This is a genomic window from Streptomyces sp. NPDC021093 (assembly GCF_044333135.1).
Classification (GTDB): domain Bacteria; phylum Actinomycetota; class Actinomycetes; order Streptomycetales; family Streptomycetaceae; genus Streptomyces.
The window spans coordinates 294,303-319,820 of the sequence record NZ_JBIRQJ010000003.1 but is presented as its reverse complement, the minus strand read 5'-3'; the positions used below and the strand labels follow the sequence as shown (position 1 = coordinate 319,820).

At 73.4% G+C, this 25,518-nt stretch carries 18 protein-coding genes; 4 read left to right on the top strand and 14 right to left on the bottom strand.

From position 1 onward, the window contains the following. Positions 1–42: 42 nt before the first annotated feature. The 10 genes from ACH4SP_RS10345 to ACH4SP_RS10300 form a co-directional block, all read right to left on the bottom strand. Positions 43–2,001, bottom strand: a complete 1,959-nt coding sequence (locus ACH4SP_RS10345) for a putative baseplate assembly protein (protein ID WP_398412654.1) — start codon at positions 1,999–2,001, stop codon at positions 43–45. Continuing rightward, entirely contained in the window at positions 2,001–2,441 is a 441-nt protein-coding gene (locus ACH4SP_RS10340; protein ID WP_362421811.1) for a GPW/gp25 family protein, read from the bottom strand. The genes ACH4SP_RS10345 and ACH4SP_RS10340 overlap by 1 nt, the downstream gene beginning before the upstream one ends. An 87-nt stretch (positions 2,442–2,528) precedes the next feature. Further along, positions 2,529–4,436 (bottom strand): VgrG-related protein, encoded by a 1,908-nt coding sequence (locus ACH4SP_RS10335; RefSeq protein ID WP_398412652.1) that lies wholly within the window; start codon positions 4,434–4,436, stop codon positions 2,529–2,531. Beyond that, the gene (locus ACH4SP_RS10330; RefSeq protein WP_398412650.1) at positions 4,436–5,158 is read right to left on the bottom strand and encodes a LysM peptidoglycan-binding domain-containing protein; all 723 of its coding nucleotides are present in this window, start codon (positions 5,156–5,158) and stop codon (positions 4,436–4,438) included. Before ACH4SP_RS10330 ends, ACH4SP_RS10335 begins: the two co-directional genes overlap by 1 nt. Before the next feature lie 125 nt (positions 5,159–5,283). Next, entirely contained in the window at positions 5,284–5,709 is a 426-nt protein-coding gene (locus tag ACH4SP_RS10325) for a phage tail protein (protein ID WP_398412647.1), read from the bottom strand. 117 nt (positions 5,710–5,826) lie between these two features. Continuing rightward, positions 5,827–5,976 carry a hypothetical protein gene (locus tag ACH4SP_RS10320; protein ID WP_398412645.1) on the bottom strand — a complete coding sequence of 50 codons (150 nt, stop codon included), beginning with the start codon at positions 5,974–5,976 and terminating at the stop codon, positions 5,827–5,829. Between the two features lie 3,600 nt (positions 5,977–9,576). Continuing rightward, entirely contained in the window at positions 9,577–9,732 is a 156-nt protein-coding gene (locus tag ACH4SP_RS10315) for a DUF6760 family protein (RefSeq protein ID WP_398412644.1), read from the bottom strand. Further along, positions 9,729–10,241, bottom strand: a complete 513-nt coding sequence (locus ACH4SP_RS10310; RefSeq protein WP_398412642.1) for a hypothetical protein — start codon at positions 10,239–10,241, stop codon at positions 9,729–9,731. Before ACH4SP_RS10310 ends, ACH4SP_RS10315 begins: the two co-directional genes overlap by 4 nt. Continuing rightward, on the bottom strand, positions 10,241–10,684 hold the full coding sequence (locus tag ACH4SP_RS10305; RefSeq protein ID WP_362421830.1) for a phage tail protein: 444 nt from the start codon (positions 10,682–10,684) through the stop codon (positions 10,241–10,243). Before ACH4SP_RS10305 ends, ACH4SP_RS10310 begins: the two co-directional genes overlap by 1 nt. A gap of 96 nt (positions 10,685–10,780) precedes the next feature. Then, complete coding sequence (locus tag ACH4SP_RS10300) at positions 10,781–12,382, bottom strand: phage tail sheath subtilisin-like domain-containing protein (RefSeq protein WP_398412639.1); 1,602 nt, start codon at positions 12,380–12,382, stop codon at positions 10,781–10,783. A 345-nt stretch (positions 12,383–12,727) separates the two neighbouring features. Here ACH4SP_RS10300 and ACH4SP_RS10295 point away from each other — a divergent pair, with 345 nt between their 5' ends. Then, entirely contained in the window at positions 12,728–14,131 is a 1,404-nt protein-coding gene (locus ACH4SP_RS10295) for a hydrolase (protein WP_398412637.1), read from the top strand. 129 nt (positions 14,132–14,260) lie between these two features. Here the strand turns inward: ACH4SP_RS10295 and ACH4SP_RS10290 are convergent, their stop codons facing one another. The 3 genes from ACH4SP_RS10290 to ACH4SP_RS10280 all read right to left on the bottom strand — a co-directional run bounded on the left by ACH4SP_RS10290 (position 14,261) and on the right by ACH4SP_RS10280 (position 18,088). Then, complete coding sequence (locus ACH4SP_RS10290; protein ID WP_398412634.1) at positions 14,261–16,501, bottom strand: ATP-binding protein; 2,241 nt, start codon at positions 16,499–16,501, stop codon at positions 14,261–14,263. Beyond that, positions 16,498–17,175, bottom strand: coding sequence for a DUF4255 domain-containing protein (locus ACH4SP_RS10285; RefSeq protein ID WP_398412632.1), 678 nt, complete (start codon positions 17,173–17,175; stop codon positions 16,498–16,500). The genes ACH4SP_RS10290 and ACH4SP_RS10285 overlap by 4 nt, the downstream gene beginning before the upstream one ends. Positions 17,176–17,431: 256 nt before the next feature. Further along, a complete protein-coding gene (locus ACH4SP_RS10280) occupies positions 17,432–18,088 on the bottom strand; it encodes a LuxR C-terminal-related transcriptional regulator (RefSeq protein WP_398413520.1) in 657 nt (218 codons plus the stop codon). 281 nt (positions 18,089–18,369) lie between these two features. Between ACH4SP_RS10280 and ACH4SP_RS10275 the strand changes: the two genes are divergently transcribed. Together ACH4SP_RS10275 and ACH4SP_RS10270 are read left to right on the top strand one after the other, a co-directional pair. Then, the gene (locus tag ACH4SP_RS10275) at positions 18,370–21,426 is read left to right on the top strand and encodes an AAA family ATPase (protein WP_398412630.1); all 3,057 of its coding nucleotides are present in this window, start codon (positions 18,370–18,372) and stop codon (positions 21,424–21,426) included. Between the two features lie 332 nt (positions 21,427–21,758). After that, a complete protein-coding gene (locus ACH4SP_RS10270; RefSeq protein WP_398412628.1) occupies positions 21,759–22,865 on the top strand; it encodes a M23 family metallopeptidase in 1,107 nt (368 codons plus the stop codon). A 51-nt stretch (positions 22,866–22,916) separates the two neighbouring features. On the opposite strand, the gene ACH4SP_RS10265 is transcribed toward ACH4SP_RS10270, so the two are convergent. Then, on the bottom strand, positions 22,917–24,467 hold the full coding sequence (locus ACH4SP_RS10265; RefSeq protein WP_398412626.1) for a DUF4157 domain-containing protein: 1,551 nt from the start codon (positions 24,465–24,467) through the stop codon (positions 22,917–22,919). Positions 24,468–24,641: 174 nt separating this feature from the next. Between ACH4SP_RS10265 and ACH4SP_RS10260 the strand changes: the two genes are divergently transcribed. After that, positions 24,642–25,478, top strand: a complete 837-nt coding sequence (locus tag ACH4SP_RS10260) for an enoyl-CoA hydratase/isomerase family protein (protein WP_398412624.1) — start codon at positions 24,642–24,644, stop codon at positions 25,476–25,478. Positions 25,479–25,518 lie beyond the last annotated feature (40 nt).

Below are 25,518 nucleotides of genomic sequence, written 5' to 3'. Positions count from 1 at the left end.
AGCCGCATGCTCCCGCGCGCGGGCCCTGCGGGCCAGTGGCTCTCACGACGTCCCCCCGAGCACCCGTACGCGATGGTCGAAGGAGAAGACCAGGGACGGTGCCTCCAGGTCTATCCGGTCGGTCGCCTCGCCCCGTTTGCCGGTCAGCGGGTCGGCGGGGTGGAGGGTGACCTCGTCGACCAGTTCCACGCCCGGCACGCGCTGCAGGACGGCGAACACCTCCCCGGACTGCACGGGCCTGCCGAACGGCCAGCCGGTCCCGTCGACCCCGCCGGTCAGCGGGTCCAGGTGGCGGTAGAGGGCGTCGTGCGCCTGCCGCCGCACCCGGTCGGTGTCCACGCCGCGGAAGGCGTGCACGGTGGCCACGACGGTGACGCCCTGGTAGTACGGGGGCCCGACCGCGAGCCGGGTGCCGATCAGCCTGCGTTCGTCGAGATGGCGGGTGATCCGGCCCAACAGGGCGTCGCCGAGGACGAGTTGCTCGAAGCGCAGCCGCCCGCCCGGGTCCGGCACGGCCTGCGGCACGACCAGGACCCGTACCGCGTACGAGCCGTGTTCGTTCTCGGCGCCCTCCAGACAGGCGATGCGCGCGGTCTCGGGGGCGGCGCGGCGGGCCAGTTCCTCGTAGTCGCGCAGGGTCACGGCGCGTTCCTGGGCGCGCAGCGTGATGGGCGCCCTGACCTTGGCCTCCTGCACGGTCTCGCCCTCGACACCGCCGCGCGCGGCCTCGCGGTTGACGACCTCGGAGACGTACGGCACGGAGGTCCGCAGCACCTGTACGGCGCCGCGGGCCACGTTGCCCGCGCGGCCGCCGCCGATGCGGTAGCGGCGGGCGCGGAGCACCGCTCCCTTCACGGGGACGGCGCCGTACTGGCGCAGTGTGCCGTCGGGTTCGCGGACGGAGGGCCCGAAGGCGATCTCGCCGGTGGTGGCGTCCAGGGTGATGTGCCGGTCGTCCGGGCTCGAAGCGGCGAAGTGCGGGACGACCTGCCAGTCCTGCCAGCCCTCGCGCTCGGCGGACTGCAGCAGCAGCGGCGGGTCGTCGCCCACCACGGGTGCGTGCACGAGCTGCACCCGCTGGCCCGGCAGTCCCGTCGACTCGCCGAGCGCCTCGTCGGTGACGGTCTCGGCGTGCACGGCGGGGGTGGTTCCGCCGATGGTGCAGGCGTCGGCGGACCGTACGGTCGGGGAGATCGCGTAGAAGGGCTGGTTCGCCAGCGGCTCGGTGACCCGGCAGCGCAGCCAGCCCGCCTCCTGCCCGCCGGAGCGGGACAGTACGTGGCCGCCGGGGACGTGCAGCACGACGTCGCCCGGCCGGTTGAGGCCGCCGGTGCCGTCCCGGTCGATCTCGCACTCCCGCCAGCCGTCCTCGGTCCACGCCTCCCACACCAGGGGCGGCTGGCGCGGGTCCACGCCGACGCCGTCCACCCGGCTGTCGAGTTCGAGTGCCACCGCGCAGTGCGGGACCGCCGCGGTCAGCCCGAACAGCAGGCAGTCGCCTGGCCGGGGGGCCTCGGCGAAGCAGTTCACGTCCTTGTTCTCGGCGAGGTCGGTGGTCCGGTCGGCGACCGGCTCGCCGACCGCCTGCACCACCAGGTGCCGCAACGAGCAGGACAGCAGCGGGAGTTCGCGCTCGGTGGCGAAGACGACCGCCTGCTCGCTCTCGGTGCGCAGGGTGGCCACCTCGGTGCCCACGGGCAGCAGCACCGTCTCGTCCTGCGGTGCGGACAGCCAGAACGTGACGTCGGTGCGGGCGGCCGTCGGCGGGAAGAGGGTGATGCCCACGAGGTCCAGGAAGGCCAGATGGTTCTTGTCGGGCACCCGGTTGAGCCGGTACACGATCTGGTCGGCCATGTGGGCCACGGTCTCGACGAGGGTGACGCCGGGGTCGGAGACGTTGTGGTCGGTCCACTCGGGTGCGCGCTGCTGGATGTAGCGCTTGGCGTCGTCCACGAACTGCTGGAACCGACGGTCGTCGAGATTGGGTGAGGGCAGGGCCATCAGCGGTCGCTTTCGTGGGAGGGGCCGGGGCCGGGCGCGCCGGGCTCCTCGTGGGAGGGGATGACGTAGAAGGGGAAGACGAGGCTGCGCGGGTTGTTCGTGCCGCGGATCGAGTAGCGGACGTCGATGAAGAGCACGCTCTGCTCGGTGCCCGCGCTGACCTCGACCTCGTGCACCTCGATGCGCGGCTCCCAGCGGTCGAGGCTGGCGTACACCTCGTACTGGATGCGGCCCGCCGTCGCCTCGTTGACCGGGGCGAAGACCATGTCGTGGATGGCGCAGCCGAATTCGGGGCGCATCGGGCGTTCGCCGGGCGCGGTGGCCAGGACGAGCCGGATGGCCTCCTCGACCTCCCGCTCGCCGCTGACCAGCGCGATGCCCCCGGTGGGGCCGATGCGCAGGGGGAACGCCCAGCCCGAGCCGACGAACTGCTCAGCCATCGAAGGTGCACCTGCTTTCGTCTTCCGCCGACGGGCCGCCGGACCTGGGACCGGCCACTGCATGACCGAGGGTCACATGACGACCCGTCACGGGATCGGGTAGGGCTTGTTGTTGACCATGACCATGCCCTGCAGCAGGAGCGTGGCGGCGCGGATGCCCACGTTCGCCGCGGCGTTGACCTGGACGGTGCCCGCGGCGCTGAGGGTCGCCGCGCCCGCCGCCTTGAGACTGAGGGCGCCCAGGGCGTCCACGTTCACCGCGCCGCCGAGCGATCTGAGGTTGACCATGCCGCGGCCCTGGATGTCCAGCGGGCCGCCGCTCTTGATGGTCAGTCTGCGGGCGGCGCTCAGGGTGAGGTCCGTGCCCGCCTGCACCGACACCGAGCGGCTGCCCTTGATGCTGACCGAGCCCTTGCTGTCCACGGTGATCTCGGTCTGCGCGCGGTCCAGGTTGATGACGAGCTTGCTGTCGCCCGTGGTCAGCCGTACGCCCTGTTTGCCGCCCGTCCGCTGGCTGAGCAGGTCCATGCGGTTGCCGGTGCGGTCGGAGAGGGTGTGCCGGGAGGCGCGCTGCCTGGCCCCGTCGTGCAGCGGCACGTCCTTCACCGGGGTCGGCTTGTCCTTGCCGTTGTAGAGGCCGCCGATGACGTACGGGTGGTCCAGGGCGCCCCGGTCGAAGCCGACCAGCACCTCGTCGCCGACGTCCAGCGGGAAGATGGAACCGCCGCGCTTGCCGCCGGACTGCGCAACCCGCGTCCAGTCGCTGACGTACGCGTCGTCGAGCCACGGGAAGCGGAGCTTGACCCTGCCCTGGCGCAGCGGGTCCTGCACGTCGGTGACGAGGGCGTTCACCAGGCCGTCCAGCCGCAGCCCCTGCTGGGAGCCGCCGCCTCCGCCCGAGGTCAGCCCGTACAGCGATCGCCACTGCCGGCCGCTGACGGTCACCCACGCCTCGTAGTGCTTGCCGTCGCCGAAGACGTGCCGTACCGAGGTGGCCGTGTACTTGCCCTCGAAGGGCGTGCCGACGTCGGCGAGCGTGACGGGCAGACCTGGCCGCAGCTTGGGGGTGCCGCGTGCGACGACCTCCAGTTCGGCGAAGGAGGAGGTGACGTCGTTGGCGAGGGACTCGGCGGCGTACTTGACCTCCGACTGGCGGTCGAGGGGCCGCTGCGCCTCGACCAGTTTGGCGGCCTTGAAGCGGCTCGCCGCCTTGCCGGGCGTGGTGCCGATGCTGATGCCCGGGTTGGACTTCGCCGGTGCCGTCGCGGTCAGTTCCTTCTTGCCCGTGACGTCCCAGCCGCGCGCCTCGACCGTGCCGACCTGCTCGGCGGCGGTCACCGAGGTGCGCAGCCGCAGGATGTCGGTGCCGGCCTCCAGCACGTAGGGGGACCGGTCGCCCGGGGTGCTGACGGCCGGGGCGCCGGACGCCGGGTCGGGGCGGACGAACTGGAACTTGCCCTTGGCGTCGACCGACATCACCATCTCGTTCTCGTCGGCGAGGCGGCCGAGGAAGTCCCAGTCGGTGACGTTGGCCTGGCTGATGAACTCGTACACCGTCTTGGTCGACTGGATCCGCCCGACGGGCACCCCGTCGAGCGCGGCGAGCTTGCGGGCGATGTCGGAGGCGGACTGGTTGCGGTAGGCGGCCACCCGGCGCTGGCGCAGCAGCCGGTGGCCCGCGTCGTAGCCGCGGATGACGGTGAAGGAGCCGGTGCCGTCGTAGTCGGCCTCCAAACCGCACACCTCGCCCGTCAGCAGCGGGTCGGACGCCCCCTTGCCGTCGGCGACGGGGGCGATCACCACCGGGGTGCCGAAGTCGACGCCCAGCTTGCCGAGCAGGAGCCGGTAGGGGTCGCGGAAGGTGAGCCGGAAGGCGGCGGGCACGCCGATGCCCTGGTCGACCCAGCCGTCCACGAGCAGCGGGGCGAGGTCGGGGGGCAGCGGACTGCCGCCGAGGGTGACGTGGATGACGCTGGAGTAGGCGGACTGGGTCATCAGGGCCGCACCTCCTCGGCGGCCGGCAGCACCAGTTCGGTGCCGTTGCGCAGGCTCGTGGGGTCGTCGATGTCGTTGGCCTCGGCGATCGCCCGCCAGGCGGAGGTCTCGCCGTACTCGCGCCAGGCGAGCGACTGGAGCGAGTCGCCCGCCACCACCCGGTGCACCCGCCGCGCGGTCAGCGCGCCCGAGGTCGGGTTCTGCAGCCTGGTCTTGCTCGGGATCTCGTGCAGCTGCACCTGGCAGGTGGCGCGGATGGGCACGCCCGTCGTCCCGAAGAGCGAGTAGGCCGCCTCGACGCTGCTGACGTACGCGGTGAACCTGGCCGTCGAGAAGGAGCCCCACTGGAAGACCACCCACGGGGGCGACGGCTGCTTCGCGGCGATGCTCCTGGCGGTCACCTGGCAGCAGTCGAGCAGGGATTCCACCTTCCGCAGCACGGAGTTGCTGCCTGGCCGGTCGGAGGAGTCGAGGAAGATCTCCACTCCCATCTCGCGGGGTTCGGGGCCCATGAACTCGGGCGTCGCTCCGTTGCGCACGGCGGGGGCCGGCGTCACCTTCCACTGGGACCTGATGCCGATGGACAGTTGCGCGGGGTTGAAGTCGAAGTCGAAGGTCTTGATGAGTCCGCCCGGCGTGGTGCTCGTGCCGACGGGCGGCTCGTGAATCGCGAGGGTGGCCCGTACCAGGCTCTTGCCGGCGCCGCCGCTTCCCTTGGCCATGTGTGTCTCTTCTTCTCCTGCGTTCCCGATGTGTTCCTGCGCGCCCTGCGGCCGGTCAGTCCGTTGTGTTCCTGCGGGCCCTGCGGCCGGTCAGTCCGTTGTGTTCCTGCGGGCCCTGCGGCCGGTCAGTCCGTGAAGCCGTGGTGGGTGATCTCCAGGACCTCCTTCGCCACTCCCGGACTCGCCGGATCGAGGGACGGTCCCTGCCAGCTGACCGGGAGCACGTCGATCAGCCCCCAGCGCGCCACCTCGGACCCGTCCGCGCGCAGGGCCGCGATCTGGGCGGTGGGCCGGTTCACCCCGGTGGTCACCGACGAGATCCACTTCGCGACCTTGGTGGTGTCCGGGGTGAGGGGGCGGGTGAGCCGGATGTTGGAGAAGGTGACGCGGGACGGGAGCTGCCAGACGAAGCCGTTGTTGCCGCCCTCCTGGCGCTGCTCGATCTCCACGGTGGACGACAGGCCCTCGCACCCGTTGAAGAACCCGAGGCTCTCGCCGTCGATGGTGAGGGTGAAGAAGATGGTGGAGCCCGGGTCGAGATCGCGGGACATCGCGGGGCCTTTCTGAGGACGGGTGGTACGGGGCGCTGCGCGCTTTCGGCGGGCGGCGTTCGGCGGGCGGCCGGGGCTACGGGGGTGCTTTCACCACCGGGAGCCGTGGGGGCGTGCTCACCGGGGGTCGCGGAGTCTGCCGATCCGTTCGCGGTCGAGCCGGAGTTCGGTGCGCAGCAGCCGGGTGATCCGGCCGGTCAGCTTGTGGGTCAGCTCGTCCAACTGGAAGTCGGTCAGGGTCCGCGGGTCGAAGCCCCCCTCCGCCACCTCGGTATAGGCCGGCGGACGGCCTCCGGAGTCGGACGCCGGCGGGGGTGCGACAGGGGTGTACGGGGGAGGCGGGGGCGCACCCTGGGAAGCGGACCGGGACTCGGGAGCGCGCTGAACTGCGGGCGCCTGCACGGTGGTTGGCGCGGCGGGTGCGGGCAGCGTGCGAGCGGCCGGGGCGGCGGGCGCGGACGGTGGGACCGGCTGGGCGGGGGTGGCCGGCGACGGTGGCCGGGTGGCTCCGGTGCCGGGGGCGGCCGCCGGACGCGGGCGCGCGAGGGGCAGGGCGGCCGCTCCGGGGGCGGTACGCCGCAACGGCACCGCTGCGGGACCGGTGCGCCGTTGCACGGCGGGCTGGTGGGCCGGTGGTACGGCGCCTGACGGGGAGGAGGCCGACGTCGTGCCGACGGGGGCGGGACGTGGCAGGTGGGCGGGCGCCGCGACGGGGTGAACGGGCTGTGGGAGCACGGGTGTTGCGCTGTCCTGGGGAGACGGGGTGGAGGCGGTCCGAGCGGGGAGAGCGGGAGCGGGGGAGGCTGGAGCGGGGAAGGTCGGAGCGGGGAAGGTCGGAGCGGGCGGGTGACCGGACGCCGCGGGTCCGTCGGCCTTCCGGTCAAGGGAGTTGAGGGGCAGCAGGGGTACGGCGGGGGTAAGGGAAGCGGGCGCGACGGGTGCGGCGGGCGCGGTACTGCGCTGGACGGTGGACGGAACCGGAGTCGGAGCCGGGGCGGCAGTCGGCGCCGGAACGCCGGGGCGACCGGCTTCGGGACCTCGTGCTTCGGTCGCGCGGGCGACGGGAAGCGGGGTCGAGCGTACGGGCGCGGCGCCGCCTCGCGCCGCCGAGGTACTTGGCGAGGTACTTGGCGAGGTGCTTGCCGGGGGGCCGAGCGGTGTGACGTGCGCGGGGCGGGCGTGCAGCGGTGCGCCGAGCGCAGGGCGCGGGGAAACCGCCGGAACCGTCGCGGAGTTGTCCGGCACCGCGCCGGGGGCCGGGGCGGCAGGACGCGCGGCGGCCGGGGAGTCGGCCGACCGGTTCGAGGGCGCGAAGGTGCCGGGTGCTGGGGCGTTGGCCCCTGTGGTGTGCGGTACGACGGGGCGCGACCCTTCCACCGGCTGGCGGGTGGGCGTCGCCGGGGTGGTGGGGACCTGCGCGGGGTGCTGCGCGGACCGCTGTACGGCGGCAGGCCCGGAGGTGGGGCCGAGTCCGGTGGGGCCGAGTCCGCGCGCCGGTGTTCCGTGGGCTGCCGGTGGGGCGGTCGCGGGCGCGGCGGGGCCCGGACGTACGGCGGGACGGCCCGTCGCGGGAGCCTGCGCGGACGCGGGGCCTGGCGGCAGCGGAGCACCGAGCCCGGCACGTCCGGCAGTTCGGGACGGCGACGACGCGCTCGCGCCGGGGGCCGCGGGCTCCGCGGGCGCGACGGCGCGCTGCACGGCGGGCACGCCCAGCCCGGAAGAACTGGCGGAGGACGTACGGACTCCGCGCGAGGAGGCAGCCGGAACGGGCGTGTTCGGAACGGGAGTGTTGGGAACGGACGTGTTCGGACGGGAGGAGTCCGTGGCAGCGTCCGGCCGGGACGAGGAACTTCCCGACGGCGAGGCCACCCGGCGCTGCACACTCGCACTCGGACCCGGGGTCGAACCCGGGGTCGTGGCGGCCCCCGGCACGGAAGGCGTGGCGGCAACAGGCCCCACCGGAGCGGTTGAAGGACCGGTGGCACTGCGCGAGGCGCCGGTGTCACTCCCGGCGGAGGCACCGGGGCCTGCGACGGGCCCCGCGGCCGGGCCGCCGGACGGCCCAGGTCCGGTGGGCTGCCCAAGTCCAGTGGGCTGCCCAGCTCCGATGGGCCCGGGAAGTCCGGGCAGGCCGGAGCTTCCGGCGGGCTCGGGGCCAGCAGGGGTTGACGCCGCCCGGGAGTGGGGGCGTGCGGCAGGGGGTGACTGCTGGGCCGGGTTCTGCCGGGACGGCGTGGCGGACACGGAGCGGGACACCGGAGTACGACCGACCGGTGGTGCGGTGGAGCCGAGGGAGGAGTCCGGGCGGTCGGCCGGTGCCGGTGCCGCAGCCGGTGCCGCAGCGGACGGAGCTTCTGCGGACCGGCGTGGCGTGGTCGCCGGATTCGTGAGCGCCGCCCGCTGTACGACGGCCGGACCCGCGCCCTCGGACGGGGCGGGGGCGGCCGGGCGTGCAGACGGACCGCTGGGGACCGCCGGAACGGTCGACGCCGCTCCAGCGGTCCTTGCGGTCCCCCGGGGCGTGCCGGACGCAGGGGACGTGGCGGCAGGCCCGGAGGTCTGTGATGTGGGAAGGTCTCCGGTCGGGGCGGTGGCCCCTGCCGTGGGAGACGCATCCGCCTTGCGGGCGGCCCCGGTTGTACGTGGCGGCCCGGCTCCCGGGCCTGTCCGCGAGGTCACCCGGCGAGGGACGGGGGCACCCGCGCGGGACACGGGCACAGCCTCGGCAGCCGGTGCCGCCGCCGCGGGGACGGGACGGGACGCGCGGACCTCGGGCTCACCCGTACCGGAACGCTCGGCCGCGGGTGCACCCGTACCAGGACGCTCGGCCTCGGGCACACCCGTACCCGAACGCTGTACGGACGCCTGTCGTGCGCTCGCGCCGCCCGGCTGCACGCCGGAAGTCCCGCTCCGGGAACCGCCGCGCGGGGCCACCGCCCGCTGCACGGGCGACGGCTCCCCACCGGAAGCCCTGGCGGGTGCAGGACCGGGTGCGGGTGACGGAGCGGATACGAGTGCAGGAGCAGACGCGGGCGCAGGAGCAGACGCGGGTACCCCGCCCGTGCCCCGGGGTCCGGCGGACGGCGGGCCGGACGAAGGCGGGCCGGACGAAGGACCGACGTTCCCGCCCCGTCCTCCCGCTCCCCCGTCCGCCCCGTCCTCACCACGAGGCACGTCCGCAACCCGGTCGGCCACGGCAGGCGAAGGCAGTCGCGCGGGCAGCGAGCGCCGCTGCACCGGAGCGGGCGCCGCCGTGGTGAACGACCCCGGTGTCCTCCCGGCCTGCCGTGCCGGAACCGGTCGCGCCGTCGCCCCTTCCCGTTCCGCTCGCGCGGGCTCCGGCAGAACCGGAGACACCCACGTCCCTGTGACCGGGACCGAAGAAGCGGCGCGCTCCGTCGGCCGCTCTATCGGCCGCTCTGTCGGCCGCTCTGTCGGCCGCTCCGCCACCGGTTCCCGCACCGCCGACCGCTGTACCGCACGCGGCACTTGCACGGCACGCGAACTCGCCTGCCCAGAAGGTGAGTTGACGAGAACCCCACCCGAGGTGCCGTCGAGGACGGCAGGCGAGTGCGCGCCGATGGAGGAAGGGTTCTGCCAGGTGGCCAGCCGCTCCGGGAAGCCCGAATCGGCGACGCCTGCGGCACCCGGGGACACCGCCCGCTGGAGGGGCGGCAGAGCGGACCACGCCGCAGGGCGTGCCCCGACGTCCACCGACCCGGTGTGTGACGGTGCGACGTCCGTCGGCCCGACATCCACCGGCCCGTCGTCACCGCGCGCACCCGGGGACCCCTGGCGCCCGGTCGTACCGGACGCCGGGGATCCGCCCTGCGGGTGACGCCTCAATCGGTCCAGGAACCCCATGGCTCAGCCTCCTGACCCGCGCGCCACCAGGGACGCGATGTGATCCACGTATCGGCGCCTGTCCTGGTGTTCCAGGTCCAGGATCTGCTCCAGGCCCCAGTGGAAGTGAAAGGCGACGTACGCGATCTCCTCGTGCAGTCGGTCGGTCGCGTACGTCACGATTCCCCCAGGCGGCTCCCGCCGAGGTCGATCTCGAAGGGCTCCGCGCAGTGCGGGCACTCCACCGAGGCGCGCGTGTGGCCCTCGGCGTTGACCTGGCGGTAGAAGTCCTGGAGGAACGCCAGGTCGGAGGCGAACATGTTCTCCACGACCCCGTCGTGCACCATCGCGAGCGTGCCCAGCCGGGTGATGACCCGGCCGAGCAGCACGACGGACAGGTACGCGGGGTTCTCCTGGACCCGGACGTCCCGCAGGGGGACCAGTTCGTCGCGGGCCGTCGCCAGGCGCATCACGCCCTCGCGGTGCACGGTGCCCGCGTCGTCCACGTACCCGCGCGGCAGCTCGAAGGGGAACTCCGTCTGGAGGCGCCGCGGCGGCGCGGAGGCCACCGGGACACCCGCCGGTTCGGGCACGGGGACGGGTGCCGCTCCCCCGTCGGCCGCCGCGCTCCCCGAAGGGGCGGGCGGCAGGACGCCCCCGCCCGCGGCCCGGACAGCCGTGCGCCGCATTATTCGATGACCAGTTCTTCGAACGTGATGGTCACGGTCTCGGTGAGCGCCGCGGCCTCGCCCGCCTTCACCGAGCTGGTGTCGATCTTGCTGCACCACGCGTTGCGCATGTTGTACCGCTTGACCGGGTTGTTCTGGTAGTCCATCACCATGATGGTGGCGTTCTTGCGCGCGCTGCCCATCTCGCCCCTGACGGACTGGTTGATCCACTCGTTGAACGCCTTCGACTGCGTCATGCCGCGGACCACCGTGCAGTTGCCGGCCTTCTGCACGCCCGGCATCTTCTTGACGACGGGCACGCCCTGGGCGGAGACCTGCTGGTACTCGATGACGTCCTGTTCCAGGCTGAGGCCGCTGACCTCGGCCAGGTACTCGACCATGACGCCGTCGATCTGCAGGCCGAAATTGTGTGATGTGAGGGCGTCGCCGGGCTGGAGACTCATGTGCTGGTCCTTCGCGCTGAGGTACTGAGGAGGGTCACGGGGGCACTACGGGAGTGGCCCGGAGGTGCGGGTGCGGGGAGGCGGCCCTGAGGGCCGTTACTCCTCCAGGTCTCCGCTGCCGCTGGAGAACTGGGCCAGCCGGAAGACGACGAACTCGGCCGGCTTGACCGGCGCGATGCCGATCTCGCACACGACCCGGCCCACGTCGACCGACTCCGGCGGGTTCGTCTCCTCGTCGCACTTGACGTAGTAGGCGTCCTCCGGCTTGGCGCCGAACAGGGCCCCGCCGCGCCACTCGTTGACGAGGAAGGCGGAGATGTTGCGCCGGATGCGGGCCCACAGCTGGTGGTCGTTCGGCTCGAAGACCACCCACTGGGTGCCGATCAGGATCGACTCCTCCAGGTAGTTGAAGTACCTGCGGACGTTCAGGTAGCGCCACGCCGGGTCGGAGGAGAGGGTGCGCGCGCCCCAGATGCGGATGCCGCGGCCGGGGAAGGCACGGATGCAGTTGATCCCGATCGGGTTGAGCAGGTCCTGCTCGCCGCGGGTGATCTGGAGTTCGAGGTCGACGGCGCCGCGTACGACCTCGTTGGCGGGAGCCTTGTGCACTCCGCGCTCGGAGTCGTTGCGCGCCCAGACGCCCGCGACGTGGCCGCTCGGCGGGACGAGCCGTGCCTGGCCGGTGGCGGGGTCGAAGGACTTGATCCACGGGTAGTACAGGGCGGCGTACTTGGAGTCGTAGTTGGACGTCTCCTGGCGCCACACCCGTATCTGACGGGCGTTCATCCCGGGCGGCGGGTCGATGATCGCGACGCGGTCGCCCATCAGCTCGCAGTGCGCGATGAGGCCGAGCTGGACCGCCTTGACGGACTCCAGGTCGATCGTGCCCCGCTGGTAGGCGGCCATCAGGTCGGGGACCGCGACCATGGACACCTCGTCGACGGCCTCCAGGCCGCCGAAGCCGGTGCGGTCGGCGCTGTCGCCGAGGTACTCCGCGGGGCCGGCCGGCCGCACGCCGGGGGCCTTGCGCGCGGGGGCGGCAGCGGCGGCGGGCGCGGGCGGCGGTGCGGGCAGCGCCACCGACTGGTTCTCGGGGCGGGCCAGTTGACCGGCCGGTGCGGCCTCGGTCACGGTGATGAGCCTGGACTGCTCCTTCACCTGTGTGACGACGTAGGAGCGGTTGCCCTTCTTCGCGCTCACGTCGAAGGACTCGACCGCCTTGTCGCCGTCCTTGACGGTCAGCTTGAAGCGCTCGGCCGGTCCTTCGCCCTCGGGGTCGGAGACCTCGACGCTCAGGTTGCCGCTCTGTCCGGTGCCGGTGGCCGCGACCGCGAAGGTGCCCAGCTGCCGGGGTTCGGCGGCGGGCAGCGCCGCGGGGGCCGCCGGGGCCGCCACCTCGGGCGGGGACGCGGTCTCGCCCGCGATGCCCTCGGCGGATCCGCCGACGCGCACGACGTAGGCGGCGGATCCGCCGTTGTTGAAGAACCCGTAGACGGAGTGCGCCAGGTAGTACCCGTCGGTGAACTCCCCGAAGGCCGCTGTGTACTGCGTCCAGTTCGTGACCAGGGTCGGTTCGTTCAGCGGTCCGGTCGGTGCGAGGCCGACGAAGGCCGCGACCGAGGTGCCCACGCCCTCGATCGGGCGGGATCCGCTGGCCACCTCCTCGACGTATACACCGGGCGACAGGTACGACGGCATGCTCTGCTCTCCTCGGGGTAACCAATGGCTCGTCTGTGATCCTCACGCGCGCGGCGCACCGGCCGAAACGTCCGCAGGTGCCTCATCACGGGCATCGTCATTGCCCAGAAGGGCGGGTACGGACCCTCCCGGCCCGGCCGGACGCCCCTCCCCCGCCGGGCCGTCGGGGGCCGCACGGGCGGAGGGCACCGGCGCCGTCCCGGCCCGCCCCCTCCTCGTACGGGGAAATGCCTGTTCCGCTGTCCACGGACGTGCCCAGGAGCGTGCCCACGGGCGCCCGTTCGCGCACCCGAGTCTGCCCGGCAGCCTCCTGACGCCCGCTCGGCCGCCGCCTAGCCTTCCCGGGTGAGCCTCTGGACCTCCCTCGAACCCACATCCGCGACCGTCGACCCGGGCAGCAGCACGCGCGTGCGCCTGCGAGTGCGCAACACGGGCGACGTCGTCGACGAGTACCGCTTCGAACCTGTCGGGGACCTCGCGCCCTGGACCGTGGTGGAACCGCCCTCGCTGCGGCTCTATCCGGGCACGACGGGAACCGTCGAGCTGACGTTCTCCCCGCCGCGCACCCCGGACGCGACGGCCGGCCCGAATCCGTACGCGGTACGGATCATCCCGACCGAGCATCCGGACGCGGTGACGGTCCCCGAGGGCAACCTGACGATCCTGCCGTTCACCGAGATGCGGACCGAGCTGGTGCCGCCCACCGTCCGGGGACGCCTGCGCGGGCGCCCCCGCCTGGCGGTGGACAACCTCGGCAACACCAAACTCACCGCCTCCGTGAGCGGCAGCGACAACGGCGACAACCTGTCGTACGAGATCCGGCCGGGCAGCGCGCAGATCGAGCCCGGGCGCGCGCAGTTCGTCGACATGACGCTGCGGCCGAAGCAGATCATCTGGTTCGGCTCGAAGGAGCAGCGGCCGTACACGCTCGCGGTGCAGCGCTCCGGGGTCGCCCCGGAGACCGTGGAGGGGACCTTCGTGCAGCGCGGCTTCCTGCCGCGCTGGCTCGCCACCTTCCTCGGGATGGCCGTCGCCCTCGCGATCACCTTCGTCATGCTGTGGATCGCCTACAAGCCGTCCCTCGCGACCGCCGCGTCGGAGCAGCAGCTGCAGGCCGGAGCGACGCTCGCGCCCAGCCCCTCCGCGCCCGCCCTCCCGAAGCAGCCGTCGGCGCCGGCCGAACCCGACGTGCCGCAGGAGAAGCCGAAGCCGGGAGGCGACGACGGAGGGAAGCCGGACAAGAAGCCGGACGCCCCCAAGCCGCCTCCCGTGGAGACCGCCGAGACGGCCGTGCGCCGGGTCGCGTCGGACGACCCGGGCGGACGGCACATCTGCTACCGCGTCCGCATCACCGACAGCGGGTGGCAGCGGCCGGTGTGCGACGGCGCGATGGCCGGCACCACGGGCCAGGGCAAGAAGATCAAAGAGATGAACATCGCGGTGACCGGTGTGGAGGGCGCGTCGGCCAACGCGTACCGCCACAACGACCAGGGCGAGGCGCCCAAGTGGCTCCCCGAGTGGACGCCGATCCTGAACGAGAAGGACATCTACATCGGCGGCAAGGGGAAGGACGCCCCGTTCTTCGTCGGGCTCGGCATCAACGTGGGTTCGGGGAAGGTGTGCCACGTCGTGCACTTCCGCAACAACGCCTGGGGCGACCACGTCTGCGCGGACGCACGGCCGAACTACCTCTTCATCGGCACCAATGACAACGAGGCCTGGATCGACGCCATCAAGCTGACCGTCTGACGGGTCGGCCCGCACACGGGTGGGCGCGGTCTCTTCCCCCGGGAGGCCGCGCCCACCACCTTTTCCGGGGGACCGTGCTCATCACCTCTTCCGGGGGCCGTGCTCACCAGCTCTCCCGGGAGGCCGTGCTCACCAGCCGACGTCCTCCATGACGAGCCGCCCCGCCTTGCGGTACTCGCGGCGGGCGCCGCTCAGCAGGTCGGGCGTGGTGACCGGGCCGCCGCGCGCGGCAGCCGCGTAGGCGGCGGTCACCACCGCACTGCGGATGGAGCCGCCGGCCAGCTCGAAGTCACGGGCGCAGCCGGCCGGTTCGAGGTCGTCCGCGCACGGAACGTGGGCCAGGCTGTGCCGCCACAGCGCGAGCCGCTGGTCCTCCTGCGGGAACGGGAAGTCCACCACCAGGTCGAGCCGCCGGGTGAACGCGTCGTCGATGTTGGACCGCAGGTTGGTGGTGAGCACCGCGATGCCGTTGAAGGCCTCCAGGCGCTGCAGCAGATAGGCGCTTTCGAGGTTGGCGTACCTGTCGTGGGAGCTCTTGACCTCCGAGCGCTTCCCGAACACGGCGTCGGCCTCGTCGAAGAGCAGCACGGCATCGGTGCGGTCGGCCTCCGAGAAGATCCGCTCCAGGTTCTTCTCCGTCTCCCCGACGTACTTGTCGACCACCGAGGACAGCTGTACGACGTACAGGTCGAGGCCCAGGTCCGCGGCGAGCACCTCGGCTGCGAGGGTCTTGCCGGTGCCCGACTCCCCGGCGAACAGCGCGAGGACACCGCGCCCCCGCCCGCCCCCTGCGCTCAGCCGCCAGTCGCCGAGCACCCGCTCGCGGTGCCGGGCCCTGACGGCCAGTTCGTGCAGGTGCTCCAGCGAGGCGGCGGGCAGCACCAGGTCGTTCCAGCCGACGTCCGGCACGATCCGCCGGGCGTGCTGCTCCAGCCCTGACGCGGAGTGGTGCCGGGCGGCCTGCCGCACGTGGGCGGCGGTGAGGCCGGTCCCGTCGAAGGCGGCCAGTTCCAGGGCGGATCGGGCGGCCCTGCGGACCCGGTCGCCGCGCATGCGGTACGGGGCGACGGTCGAGGCCAGGTCGAAACCGGGGCCGGTGTCCGGGGCGAGCTCGTCCGCGGTGGGAGCGTTCGAGGTGAAACCGTCCGAGGTGGAACCGTCCACGGCGAGGTCGTTCGGGCCGAGGCCGAGCGCGTCCGTCCACTGGGCCAGGGCACCGGTGCGCGCGCTCGGCGCGTCCAGGACCACCGGGTCGGCGTCACCGCACCACTTCGGGTCGTACGCCCCGGGCCCGGCGAGGACGACCGGCACGTCGGCGGCCGCGAGTTCCCTGACGAGGCCGGTGGGGTCGTCGGGCAGCGGGGACACCACGATCGCGCAGCCGCGCAACCGGGCCTCCAGCAACAGTTCCCGCACCGGCGGCCGGTGCGTGGCCGCGCCGTCCGCGCGCGCCCCGGCGCCGGACGGGTCGTCGGCCGTCCCGGGCCTGCGTGGTCCCGCTGCGGTGCCGAAGTGCAGCGCGGGGCGGCCGGCCGCGGCCAGTGCCGCGACCGCACAGGCCAGGGAGTCGCCCTCGCGGCGCTCGCGCAGATAGACCATCGGCGGCCGGGTCCTGGCCAGGAGCACGGCGAGCCTGGACGTCAGGGGGTCCTGGTCCTTCGCGTGCGCGGCGGGCGGCGGAAGCAGCGGGTGGAGGTGCTCGTTCAGCGCGGGGTCCGGGGTGTCGCTCCCCAGCAGGTGGGCGATCAGCCGGTCGGGGACGCGCAGTACGCGGCCGAGGAAGGGCGCGTCCGGGTCCTCGACGCGCAGCAGGCCCAGCCGGGAGAGCGGTGCGGCCGGGTGGAAGCGGTCCCGGGCCGCGGCGTCGCCGGCGGACAGGCCGCACAGGTCGAGTGCCAGACCGATGGTCGCGCGACGTCGGCCGACGTCGTCGTTGAGGTAGCCGTAGAACGTCTCGAAACCGCGGTCGAGGTCGGGCGCGAGCGTGACCAGCAGGATCGCGGTGTCCACTTCGGTCAGGCCGGTGCGGGCCGCCAGGGCGGCGAGCCGGTCGGCGGGCGCCGCCGGTGCCGTGCCCGTGTGCGTGCCCGTACGCATGCCCATGTCCATGCCCTTGAGGGCACCGCCGACGGTGGCGCCGTCGTGCTCGTCGTGCTCGTCGTGCCCACTGCGCGTCGCCCGCAGCAGACGTCGTACCGTCTCCTCGGACACGTACAGGCCGCGCAGCGGGTCGTCGGCCGTGGGGTCGCCCGCTGAGCGGCCTTCGACCACGGCGGCGATACGTTCGCGCAGGCCGGCGAGCCGGGTGAGCAGCGGCGCCGGGGCGGTGCGGAGGGCGGGCACGGGCTCGCTCGCGAGGCCGGTCGTCATCGCTTCTCCGTCTGCGAGCCGTGGGCGGCCCGGTGGGCCGCGCGGGCCGCCGCGATCTGGTGCGGCCGGTGGGCACGTTCCCCGGACGGCGGCGGGTCGCCGTTCATGCCGGTGAGCCGTACCGCCGCGCCCTCGGTGACCGGCGGTCCCGCGTCGTACTCCGGGAACGCGGGGAAGGGCACGGTGGCCACCAGGTCGAGGGAGGGCTTGAGCTCGCCGCCGAGTGCGGACCAGATCTCGGCGAAGGACCTGGCTTCGGTCTGGGCGCTCGCCACGGTGAGCGGCACCGCGAGCCCCAGCTCCCGCAGCGCCGGGGGAAGTTCCTCGGCGGGCAGCAGTTCGTACGGCAGCAGTGTCGCCAACACGGCGGCCAGCAGCCGGTGTTCGTCCTGCGGCGCCTTCGTCCAGGCGCTCACCAGGTACGACAGCCGGAACCAGCGCGGCGGCTGCCGTCGGCGCACGACCACGTCGCGGGAGTCGCGCACGGGCATCTGGCCGCGCTGGCGGCGGCTCAGCTCCTCGCGGATGTCGTACAGGTAGACGTTGATCGCCGGGCCGGTCCGCCGGGCCGCCCACTCCCGGGTGGGGGCCTCGAAGGAGACGTCGATCCCCGACCCGGTCAGTGCTCCGCCACCGAGGAGCCTCTTGAGGACCTCGTCCACTTCGTGGATCACCGTCGTGCTCTCTTCTCTTCGCTTCTCTTCGCCACCCGGACGAGCGCGTCAAGTGCCGTGCCCCGTGCGGATGCTGCGCGGATGCCGCGCCGTGCTGTCTGGTTTCTCTGCGCATGCCGCGCAGTGAGGTACGGATGCCACGCACGCGTGGGACGTCGGCGGCCCACCGGGGGGCCGCTCAAGTCACCAACGGGCCTGATAAGTTACCAATTCGTTCAGACATTGGCTCTCACGAAAGGCATCGCCGTCTTTTCGGTCAGATGTAGCCCTGCCGCAGGGCATACGCCACGGCGTGCGCGCGGTTGCGCAGGTGCAGCCGCGTAGTGAGGCCGTGCATGACGTTCTTGACGGTGCGCTCGGAGTAGGACAACTTGCCGGCTATCTCTCCCGTGTCGAACCCGTCGGCGACCAGGCGCAGGACATCGGCCTCACGGGGTGCGAGCCCCAGTACCGGTCCTGTCGTGCCGGTGGTCCCCCGGTGCAGCGTGCCCACTTGGCTGATGAGCCGGCCGAGCAGATCGGCGGGCAGATCGCCGTCGCCCCGCGCGGCGACGCGCAGCGCCTGCAGCAGGCGGTGGCCGGTGGCTTCGCGGCGCCAGACGACAGCGCTGACGCCGCCCTCGATGACGTCCAGCAGGTCACTCTCGCGGATCGCCCCCACCACGAGTACGGCGCGCGAGCCCTCGCTGCGCACCACCCGGCGCAATCGCGCGAAGGCGTCGTCGTCGAGGCCGTCCTCGATCAGCAGGGCCACCGTGCCGGGGCCAGGCTCCTCCCGCAGCTCGATCTCCGGCTGCCGACGCAGCTGGCTCACGGCACCTTCGCGGGTGAGGGGGTCGGGTGCCGTCACCGTTACGGATATCCGCTCCCGCACATCGCGCGCGGGCGTCCCGGACGTCTCAATCAACCGGATTCCCCAGGTCAGCAGTGCACCCGCCGGCACAGACCGGCGGGTGTGTTGGTCGGCTCCATACTCATGAGGCGGGTGGGGCAGGCGCAATTGTGGAGAACCACGAGGCACACCACGAGATCGAACGAGACGGGTGGCCATCCCATCACGCACCCCACCACGAAGCGCCCACGACAACCAGCGTCCGCACGGGCCGACTTGGATGCCCCGAAGGACCTGGGAGGCTGCCCCACAGCCCTCGGCGGTGACCTCCGTGAACCCCTGTGTGACCTCCGTGAACCCCTGTGGCCGTCGTGGCGGTCGTGGTCATCGCGGGCGTCGTGGTCATCGCGGGCGTCGTGCTTCTCGTGGCCACCGCGCTTCTCGTGGCCGCCGTGGCCGTTGCCCTCCTCGTGGTCCGCCCGGTCGCCGTGGTCCTCGTGGCACGGCCTGACCACCCGGACCACGACCCGCCCCGGCCGCGCCGTGTCCATCGACAACCTACGGAGAGAGCCATGACCGGACCGCTGCGAGAGCGCGAGGACGCGCTGGCGATGATCGCGGCCGAGGCCGGGCGGGCCAGGACCGGCCGTGGTCGTCTCGTCCTGCTGCGCGGGGCCACCGGCACCGGCCGGACGGCCCTGCTGGAGGCGGCGACGCGCCTCGCGGCCGACGACGGCATGCGGGTGCTGCGGGCCCGCTGCTCCCCCGGCGGGGCGGGCGGGCCCCTCTCCACGGTCCGGCAACTGCTGGCGGGCGCCCCCGGTCCCGGACGTCCCCGCACGGTCCCCGGCGCAGCCGGAGGCCCCGGGGTGCCCGGCACCCCGGTCCCCGGCACCACCGCGCACGCCGATGCCGAGCAGTTCTGGGAGGACCTGTGCGGGTACGCGGCGGCCGGTCCCGTGCTGCTTGCCGTGGACGACGTGCACTTCGCCGACGACGCCTCGCGCCTCTGGTTCGCCGAAACGGCCCGCCGTATCGACGACTTAGCGGTCCTCGTCGTGGCCACCGAGCGCAGCCAGTACGACGTCGAACAGCGGCCGGCCGGGCTCGCCCACGCCCTGCCGCCCGACCTGGTGCGCGCCCACGCCCTCGCCCCGCTCGGCCCGGCCGCGGCCACCGCTCTGGTGCGCGACGCCCGGCCGGACGCCACCGAGGAGTGGATCGCGTCCGTCGTACGGGCGGGCGCGCGCAACCCCCTGCTGTTGCGTGCCCTGCTGGAGGACCTGGCGGGCGCGCCCCCGTACGCCGTGCCCGAGTCGTGTGCCGCGCTCTACCCCGGCGCCTACGCGGCAGCCGTCTCCTGGTGGCTGGAGAGCGCAGGACCCGACACGACCCGGCTGGCCAGGACGCTCGCCGCGCTGGAGCAGCCACCTGCCCGCGAGGGCACCGCCCCGGGTCCCGGCGTGGCTCCCAGCGAGGGCACCGGCCCCGGCACGGCTGCCGACGTGGGCCCCGAAGTGCTGGCCGGGGCCGCCCGCGCCGAGACCCACCGGACGGCCGGGTGGCTCGCCGCGATGACCGGCCTCGGCCTGCTCGTGTCCGACCCCGGGGGCGCGGCCCGCTACCCCCATCCGCTGCTGCGTGACGCGGTCCTCGCGGACTGGCCCGTCGCCCGGCGGCAGGAGGCCCACCGGGCGGCGGCGGAGACGATGCTGCACCGGGGCGAGCGCGCCGAGCCGGTGGCCCGGCAGCTGCTCCACGCCGACGCCGTCGGAGCCCCGTGGGTGCCCACGGTTCTCGGTGACGCCGCGACGGCGGCCCTGGGCGAGTCCAGGGTGGACGACGCCGTCGGCTTCCTCCGCCGGGCCCTGCGGGAGCCCCTCCCCGACGGTCACAGGCAGCGGCTGCTGACCGAACTGGGCTCCCTGGAGTACGCGTCGGCCGTCGCCGCCGACGGCGTACCGCACCTCTCGGAGGCGCTCGACCTGCCGGTCACCCCGAACGAGAGGGCGCACACGGCCATCGCGCTCGGCACTGCCCTCTTCGGACGCGGGGAGACCGGGGCGGGCGCGGAGGTGCTGCAGAGCATCACGGGCCAGCTGACCGGCCATCCGGAACCGGCCCGCGCGGCCCGCGCGGCGTACATCCTCCTCTCCGACCAGAACCTGACGATGCGCCGGGAGGCGTACGAGTGGCTGGCCGACGCGGCGGAGCACAGCCCGGACACGGTGGGCCCCGCCGGTCGTGCGCTGCTGCTGCGCTACGCGGCCACCGCGGGCGCCTGTTCGGCGCGCCAGGCCACCCGGCGGATCCGGGCACTGCTCGCCGAGCCCGCCGATCCGCTGTCCGAGCCCGTCCTGCTCGGTACGGTCGCGGCGGTGGCCCAGTGGACGGACGAACTCGACGAGGCGGACCGGCTTGTGGACCGCGGCCTGGTGGGCCAGCGCCCGTCCCTGCTGCACCCGACGCACCACTCGCTGCACAACACCCGCATAGACATCGCGGCCGCCCGCGGCTCGTACGACCGGCTGCTCTCGGTCTCCCGGGCCCGTCCGGCCGCGCTGCGCCGGCGGGGTCCCGCCAACATCGACGCCCATGCCCTCGTCGCCCTCGTCGAGACCGGCCGGACGGAGGAGGCGGAGCGCTTCGTCGAGAGCTTCGACCTGCACGAGGCCGCCGACTCCTGGGAGCTGAACCGGTTCCTGTACGCGCGCGGCCGGTTCCGGGCCTCGCGGGGCGACACCACCGGCGCACTGCACGACTTCCTGGAGTGCGGGCGGCGGCAGGCGACCCGCGCCGTGATCAGCCCCGTGGTCACTCCGTGGCGGTCGGCGGCGGCGGAGTGCCAGCTCCGCCTGGGGGCGCGGCAGCACGCCGTCGCCCTGGCCGAGGAGGAGCTGCGGCTGGCCACCGTGTGGCGCACGCCGCGCACGATGGGGCGGGCGCTGCGGGCCCTGGGCCTGGCGGTCGGCGGGGCGCGGGGGCGGGAGCTGCTCGGCGAGGCGGTGGACGTGCTGCACGGTTCACCGGCCGCCGCGGAACTGGTGGAGGCGCTGCTCGCCCGGGGGCGCGAGCTGCTCGCCGCCGGCGAGTCGACGGAGGGCCGTGAGCTGCTGCGGGAGGCCGCCGCGCGGGCCGGGCGGCTGGGCGCCGTACGGCTGCGGGACCGTGCCGACCGGGCCCTGGGCTCCGCGGGATTCCACCCCGCCACCCGTTCCGGCGCCCTCACCTCGGGCGAGGGCCGGGTCGCACGGCTGGCCGCCGACGGCCGTACGAACAGCGAGATAGCCAAGCTGCTCCAGGTGGCGCTGCGCACCGTCGAGACCCATCTGACGCACACGTACCGCAAGTTGGGGATCCGGCGCAGGACGGAGCTGGGCAGGGCGCTGGACGCGCTGGACGCACAGACGCGGGAGTGACTCAGGGGTGGCTCCCCCGCCCGCCTCACAGACGCAGGAGTGACTCCCCCGCCCGCCTCCGCCCTCCCACCGGTCGTACGGGGCGCCCGCCTCCGCCCTCCCACCGGTCGTACGGGCAGACCGTCCCTGTCCCTCCGTACGGGAAGGGCTGCCCGCCCGGCCCCGTTCTCCTGCCTCCCGGTCCCCTGACGGCGGGAGGGAACACCGGTAGCGTCCGGTGAGCCGGCCTGCGCCACCGTGCGCAAGCCGCCCCCCACACTCCCCCTTTCTCCCTCCTCTCTCTCCGTTCCCTCCGTTCTCTCCGTCTCTTTCTCTCAGGAAGCATCCGACCGTTGACCCAGTCCTCCCCCGATCAGGACGAGGCGGGGACCGCCCCCCGACGGCGGCGCGGCCCGGGGCCCTTCACGCTGCTGGCGCTGCCGGGGCTGGCCGCCGTGATCGGCTCCGCGATCTTCCTGACCGCGGCGGGGCAGCTGCCCGGCACCGGGAGCGAGGACGGACAGGGCTCGACAGCGGCGGACACGGCGAAGAACTCGGCTGCGGACCGCGTGGACAAGTCCTACGTGCCCTGGCTGAAGGAGTCGGCGAAGAAGTGCGCCGTGCTCCGCCCCTCGGTGCTGGCCGCGCAGATCGACGCGCACTCCGGCTGGAGCACGGACACCGCCGCGCTGTCCGACGCCACCGGAATCGCCGGTTTCAGCGCCGCGCAGTGGCGCGAGTGGGGCAAGGACGAGGACGGCAACGGCCGTTCCTCGCCCCTGGATCCGATCGACGCGATCATGGCCCTCGGCAGGCAGGACTGTGCGCTGGCCGGGCAGATGGCCGAGCTCAGGACCCGGGGCACGGTCACCGGTGAGCTCCTGGACCTCACTCTCGCCGCGCACACGGCGGGGCGCGGCGCCGTGGAGAGCGCCGGCCGCGTCCCGGCGAAGGCCCGCCCCTACCTCGTACGGATCGATCAACTGTCCGCGCGGTACAGCGCGTTCGACAGTCCGGAGCCGCTGCCCGGTTCGGACACCGCCCCGCCGCCGAGCGTCCTGCAGTGGCCTGCTCGTACGACGTCGGTCAGTTCGCCGTACGGTACCCGCGAACACCCGCTGACCGGTGTGACGAAGCTGCACACCGGGGTCGACTTCGCCGCGGGCCGGGGCACGCCCGCGACCGCCGCGTGGCAGGGGACGGTCGTCTTCGCGGGCCTGACCAAGGCGTACGGCAACCGCGTCGTGATCGACCACGGCTCCGTCGGCGGCAAGCGGCTGCAGACCACGTACAGCCATCTGTCCGTCCTGCGCGTCTCGAAGGGGCGGGCCGTGACCGTCGGGACGGTCGTCGGGGACGTCGGCTCCACCGGCCTGTCCACCGGCCCGCACCTGCACTTCGAGGTGATCCTCGACGGCTACTACACCGATCCCCTGCCGTGGCTGGGCGGGAAGCCCTGAACCGGCACAGCCGCGCGGGACCAGCCGTACAGCTCGGGAGCAGCCGTACGGCTACACCGGCTTCCTGCTGACCTCACTGACGCTCTCGACGAACAGCTGGAACAGCAGCTGACTCGGGCTGGCGTCCTTCGTCTTCGGGTCCTGCGCGATGGACAGGCTGAACGGGCCCCGCTTCTCCGACTTCACTCCGACGTACCCGGGCAGCATTCCCTCGCCGCCTGCCGCCTGCTCGTAGTCCTCGCCGGTCGCCCTGTCGATCAACTTGCCCGCGTAGCTGGTCCCGAGAGCCATGTGGTCCGGATGGAACAGCAGCTCGTGGGCGCCGGGCTTCAGCGTGAACTTCAACAGGACGCTGTACGCCGGGCCTTGCTGGGCGTGGTACGAGTCGGCCTGCTCGCGGTCGCCCAGGTGCGAACCGAGGTTCATCACCTCGTGGGTCCCCTTGAACTCGTCGGACGTCCCGCCCCCGGCGCTCACGTACTCCTCGACGGCGGCACTCTTCGTGCCCGTACCCCAGTACGCCAGGATGTTGTCCGCCTCCTCCGCCTGCATGGCCCGGAACAGCTCCAGCCGACCGGACTTCTTCGCCGAGTCCTGTGCCAGCTGCTGCAGGAGCGCCGGGCCGACGGTCTGGATGATCTCGTTCATCGAGCGCTTCCTGCCCTTGGGCTTGGCCCCCTTGGCGCCCTTCGCTCCCTTGGGCTTGGCCTGCTGGCCCTTCCCCGTCAGGAGGTCGGCCGCCGCCTGGGACTGCTGCTTGGTGGAGCTGCCGTCGGAGTTCCGCAGCCCCGCTCTGCGTTCCCAGTGTTCGACGGACATCAGGTTCTGCGGATTCTCCGGGTTGTCCTGGTCGTAGGCGCGCTGCACGGAGGGCTGCTCAGCGGACTGCTGCGCCGAGAACCGCTGCGCCGAGGACTGCTCAGAGGGCTGCGCGAGTCCTTCCTGGCGCTGTTCGTACGACGCCGGACGGGGGTCGGCCGCCAGGGCCCGGGTGGCGTTCGCCTCGGCCTCGCGCTCGAAGCGGTCGGACGGGTCGGAGACCTTCAGCCCGTTGCCGTTGTCGGTCCCGGCGACCGGGCCGGTGCGCTGCTGGATGACATGGGTGAGCTCGTGGGCCAGGGTGTGCCGGTCCGTGCCGCCGTCCCCGAGGACGACGTGGCTGCCACTGGTGTACGCGCGGGCGCCGACCTCGGCGGCGGACGCCTTGGCCGCCGTGTCGCTGTGGATGCGGACGTCGGAGAAGTCGGCGCCCAGACGCGCTTCCATGTCGGTGCGGACGGCCTCGTCCAGGGGTCGCCCCGCCGTGCCCAGCACGTCGTGAACGGCGGACCGCTGCACGGCGGGCCGTTGTGCGGCGGACCGCTGCACCGCAGGCATCGGCGCCTGTCCGTTCTCCGAGTGACCGCATCCGGCGCCGTGTTGGTGCTCGTCCTGGGCCCAGGGGTGACCGGCCTGACGGAGCATCTGCACGACGGCGGCGTTGCCCGCTCCGGCGTGCAGGGCGCGCAGCCCGCCCGGGGCCTCGGGTGCGGCGGTCGTCACCTTGCGTACGGCAAGGCGGTCGTCGGCTCCGGAGTCGCCGACCTTCTCATGAGCGTGCAAGGTGCCTCTCCCGGCGCGAGATCATCAACATCTTCACTTGCTACTCGGCGGAACCCACGGGCACCAGGTACGAAGGGGCACCGCTTGCCGAACGGGCGGGCACGAATCCCCGGGGCCCGCGTAATCTGACGGTCCATCAGCATTTCCCCCTCGGCGACGCGGGAAGGGTGACGGATGATCGACACCATCGGTACGGAGATCCCCGAGGAACAGGAGCGGCTGCGCCTGGACGTCGGGGAGGACGGTCTCGGCGTGCTCACCCTCTGCCGGCCCGACAAGCTGAACGCCTGGAGCTGGGAGTCCACCCGCCAACTGGGCCTGCTGGCCGACCGGATCAGATTCGACGACCGCATCCGGGCGGTCCTGCTCCGGGCCGAGGGGCGGGCCTTCTGCGCGGGAATCGACGTCACCGCACCGGGCGGCGCGATCACCGGCCGCACGGCGGCGCAGCGCACCCGCAACTACCACGAAGGCATCCGGTGGGCACACGAGCGGTTCACGGCCTTCGCCCGCCTCCCGCAGCCGGTGGTGGCCGCCGTCCAGGGCTACTGCCTGGGCTTCGGCTTCGAGTTGGCGCTGATGGCCGACATCCGGATCGCCGCGGACGACGCCGTTCTCGCGCTGCCCGAGGCCCGGCTCGGCGTCGCCGTGGACGCGGGCGGGGACCTGCGCATCGCCCGTGACGCGGGGGCCGGCTGGGCCAAGCTGCTCGCGCTGACCGGCCGCCGCATCGACGCGGCCACCGCCGAGCGCCTCGGCCTGCTCCAAGAGGTCGTCGCTCCGGAAGAGTTGGCGAAGGCGGCCCGTACCACCGCCGCCGAGATCGCGGCCAACGGACCGCTGGCGGTGCAGTCCGTGAAACGCTCCATCGACGCCTACGCGGACGCGGCGATGGCCGCCGCGCTGGAGCGCACCGCCCTCGCCGCGGCCCTCACCCTGACCTCCGAGGACGCGCGGGAGGGGTACGCGGCGGGGGCGGAGCGCCGTACCCCGCGATTCGAAGGAACCTGATCCCGGCGAAGGAGCCTGATCCCGTCGAAGGAACCTGATC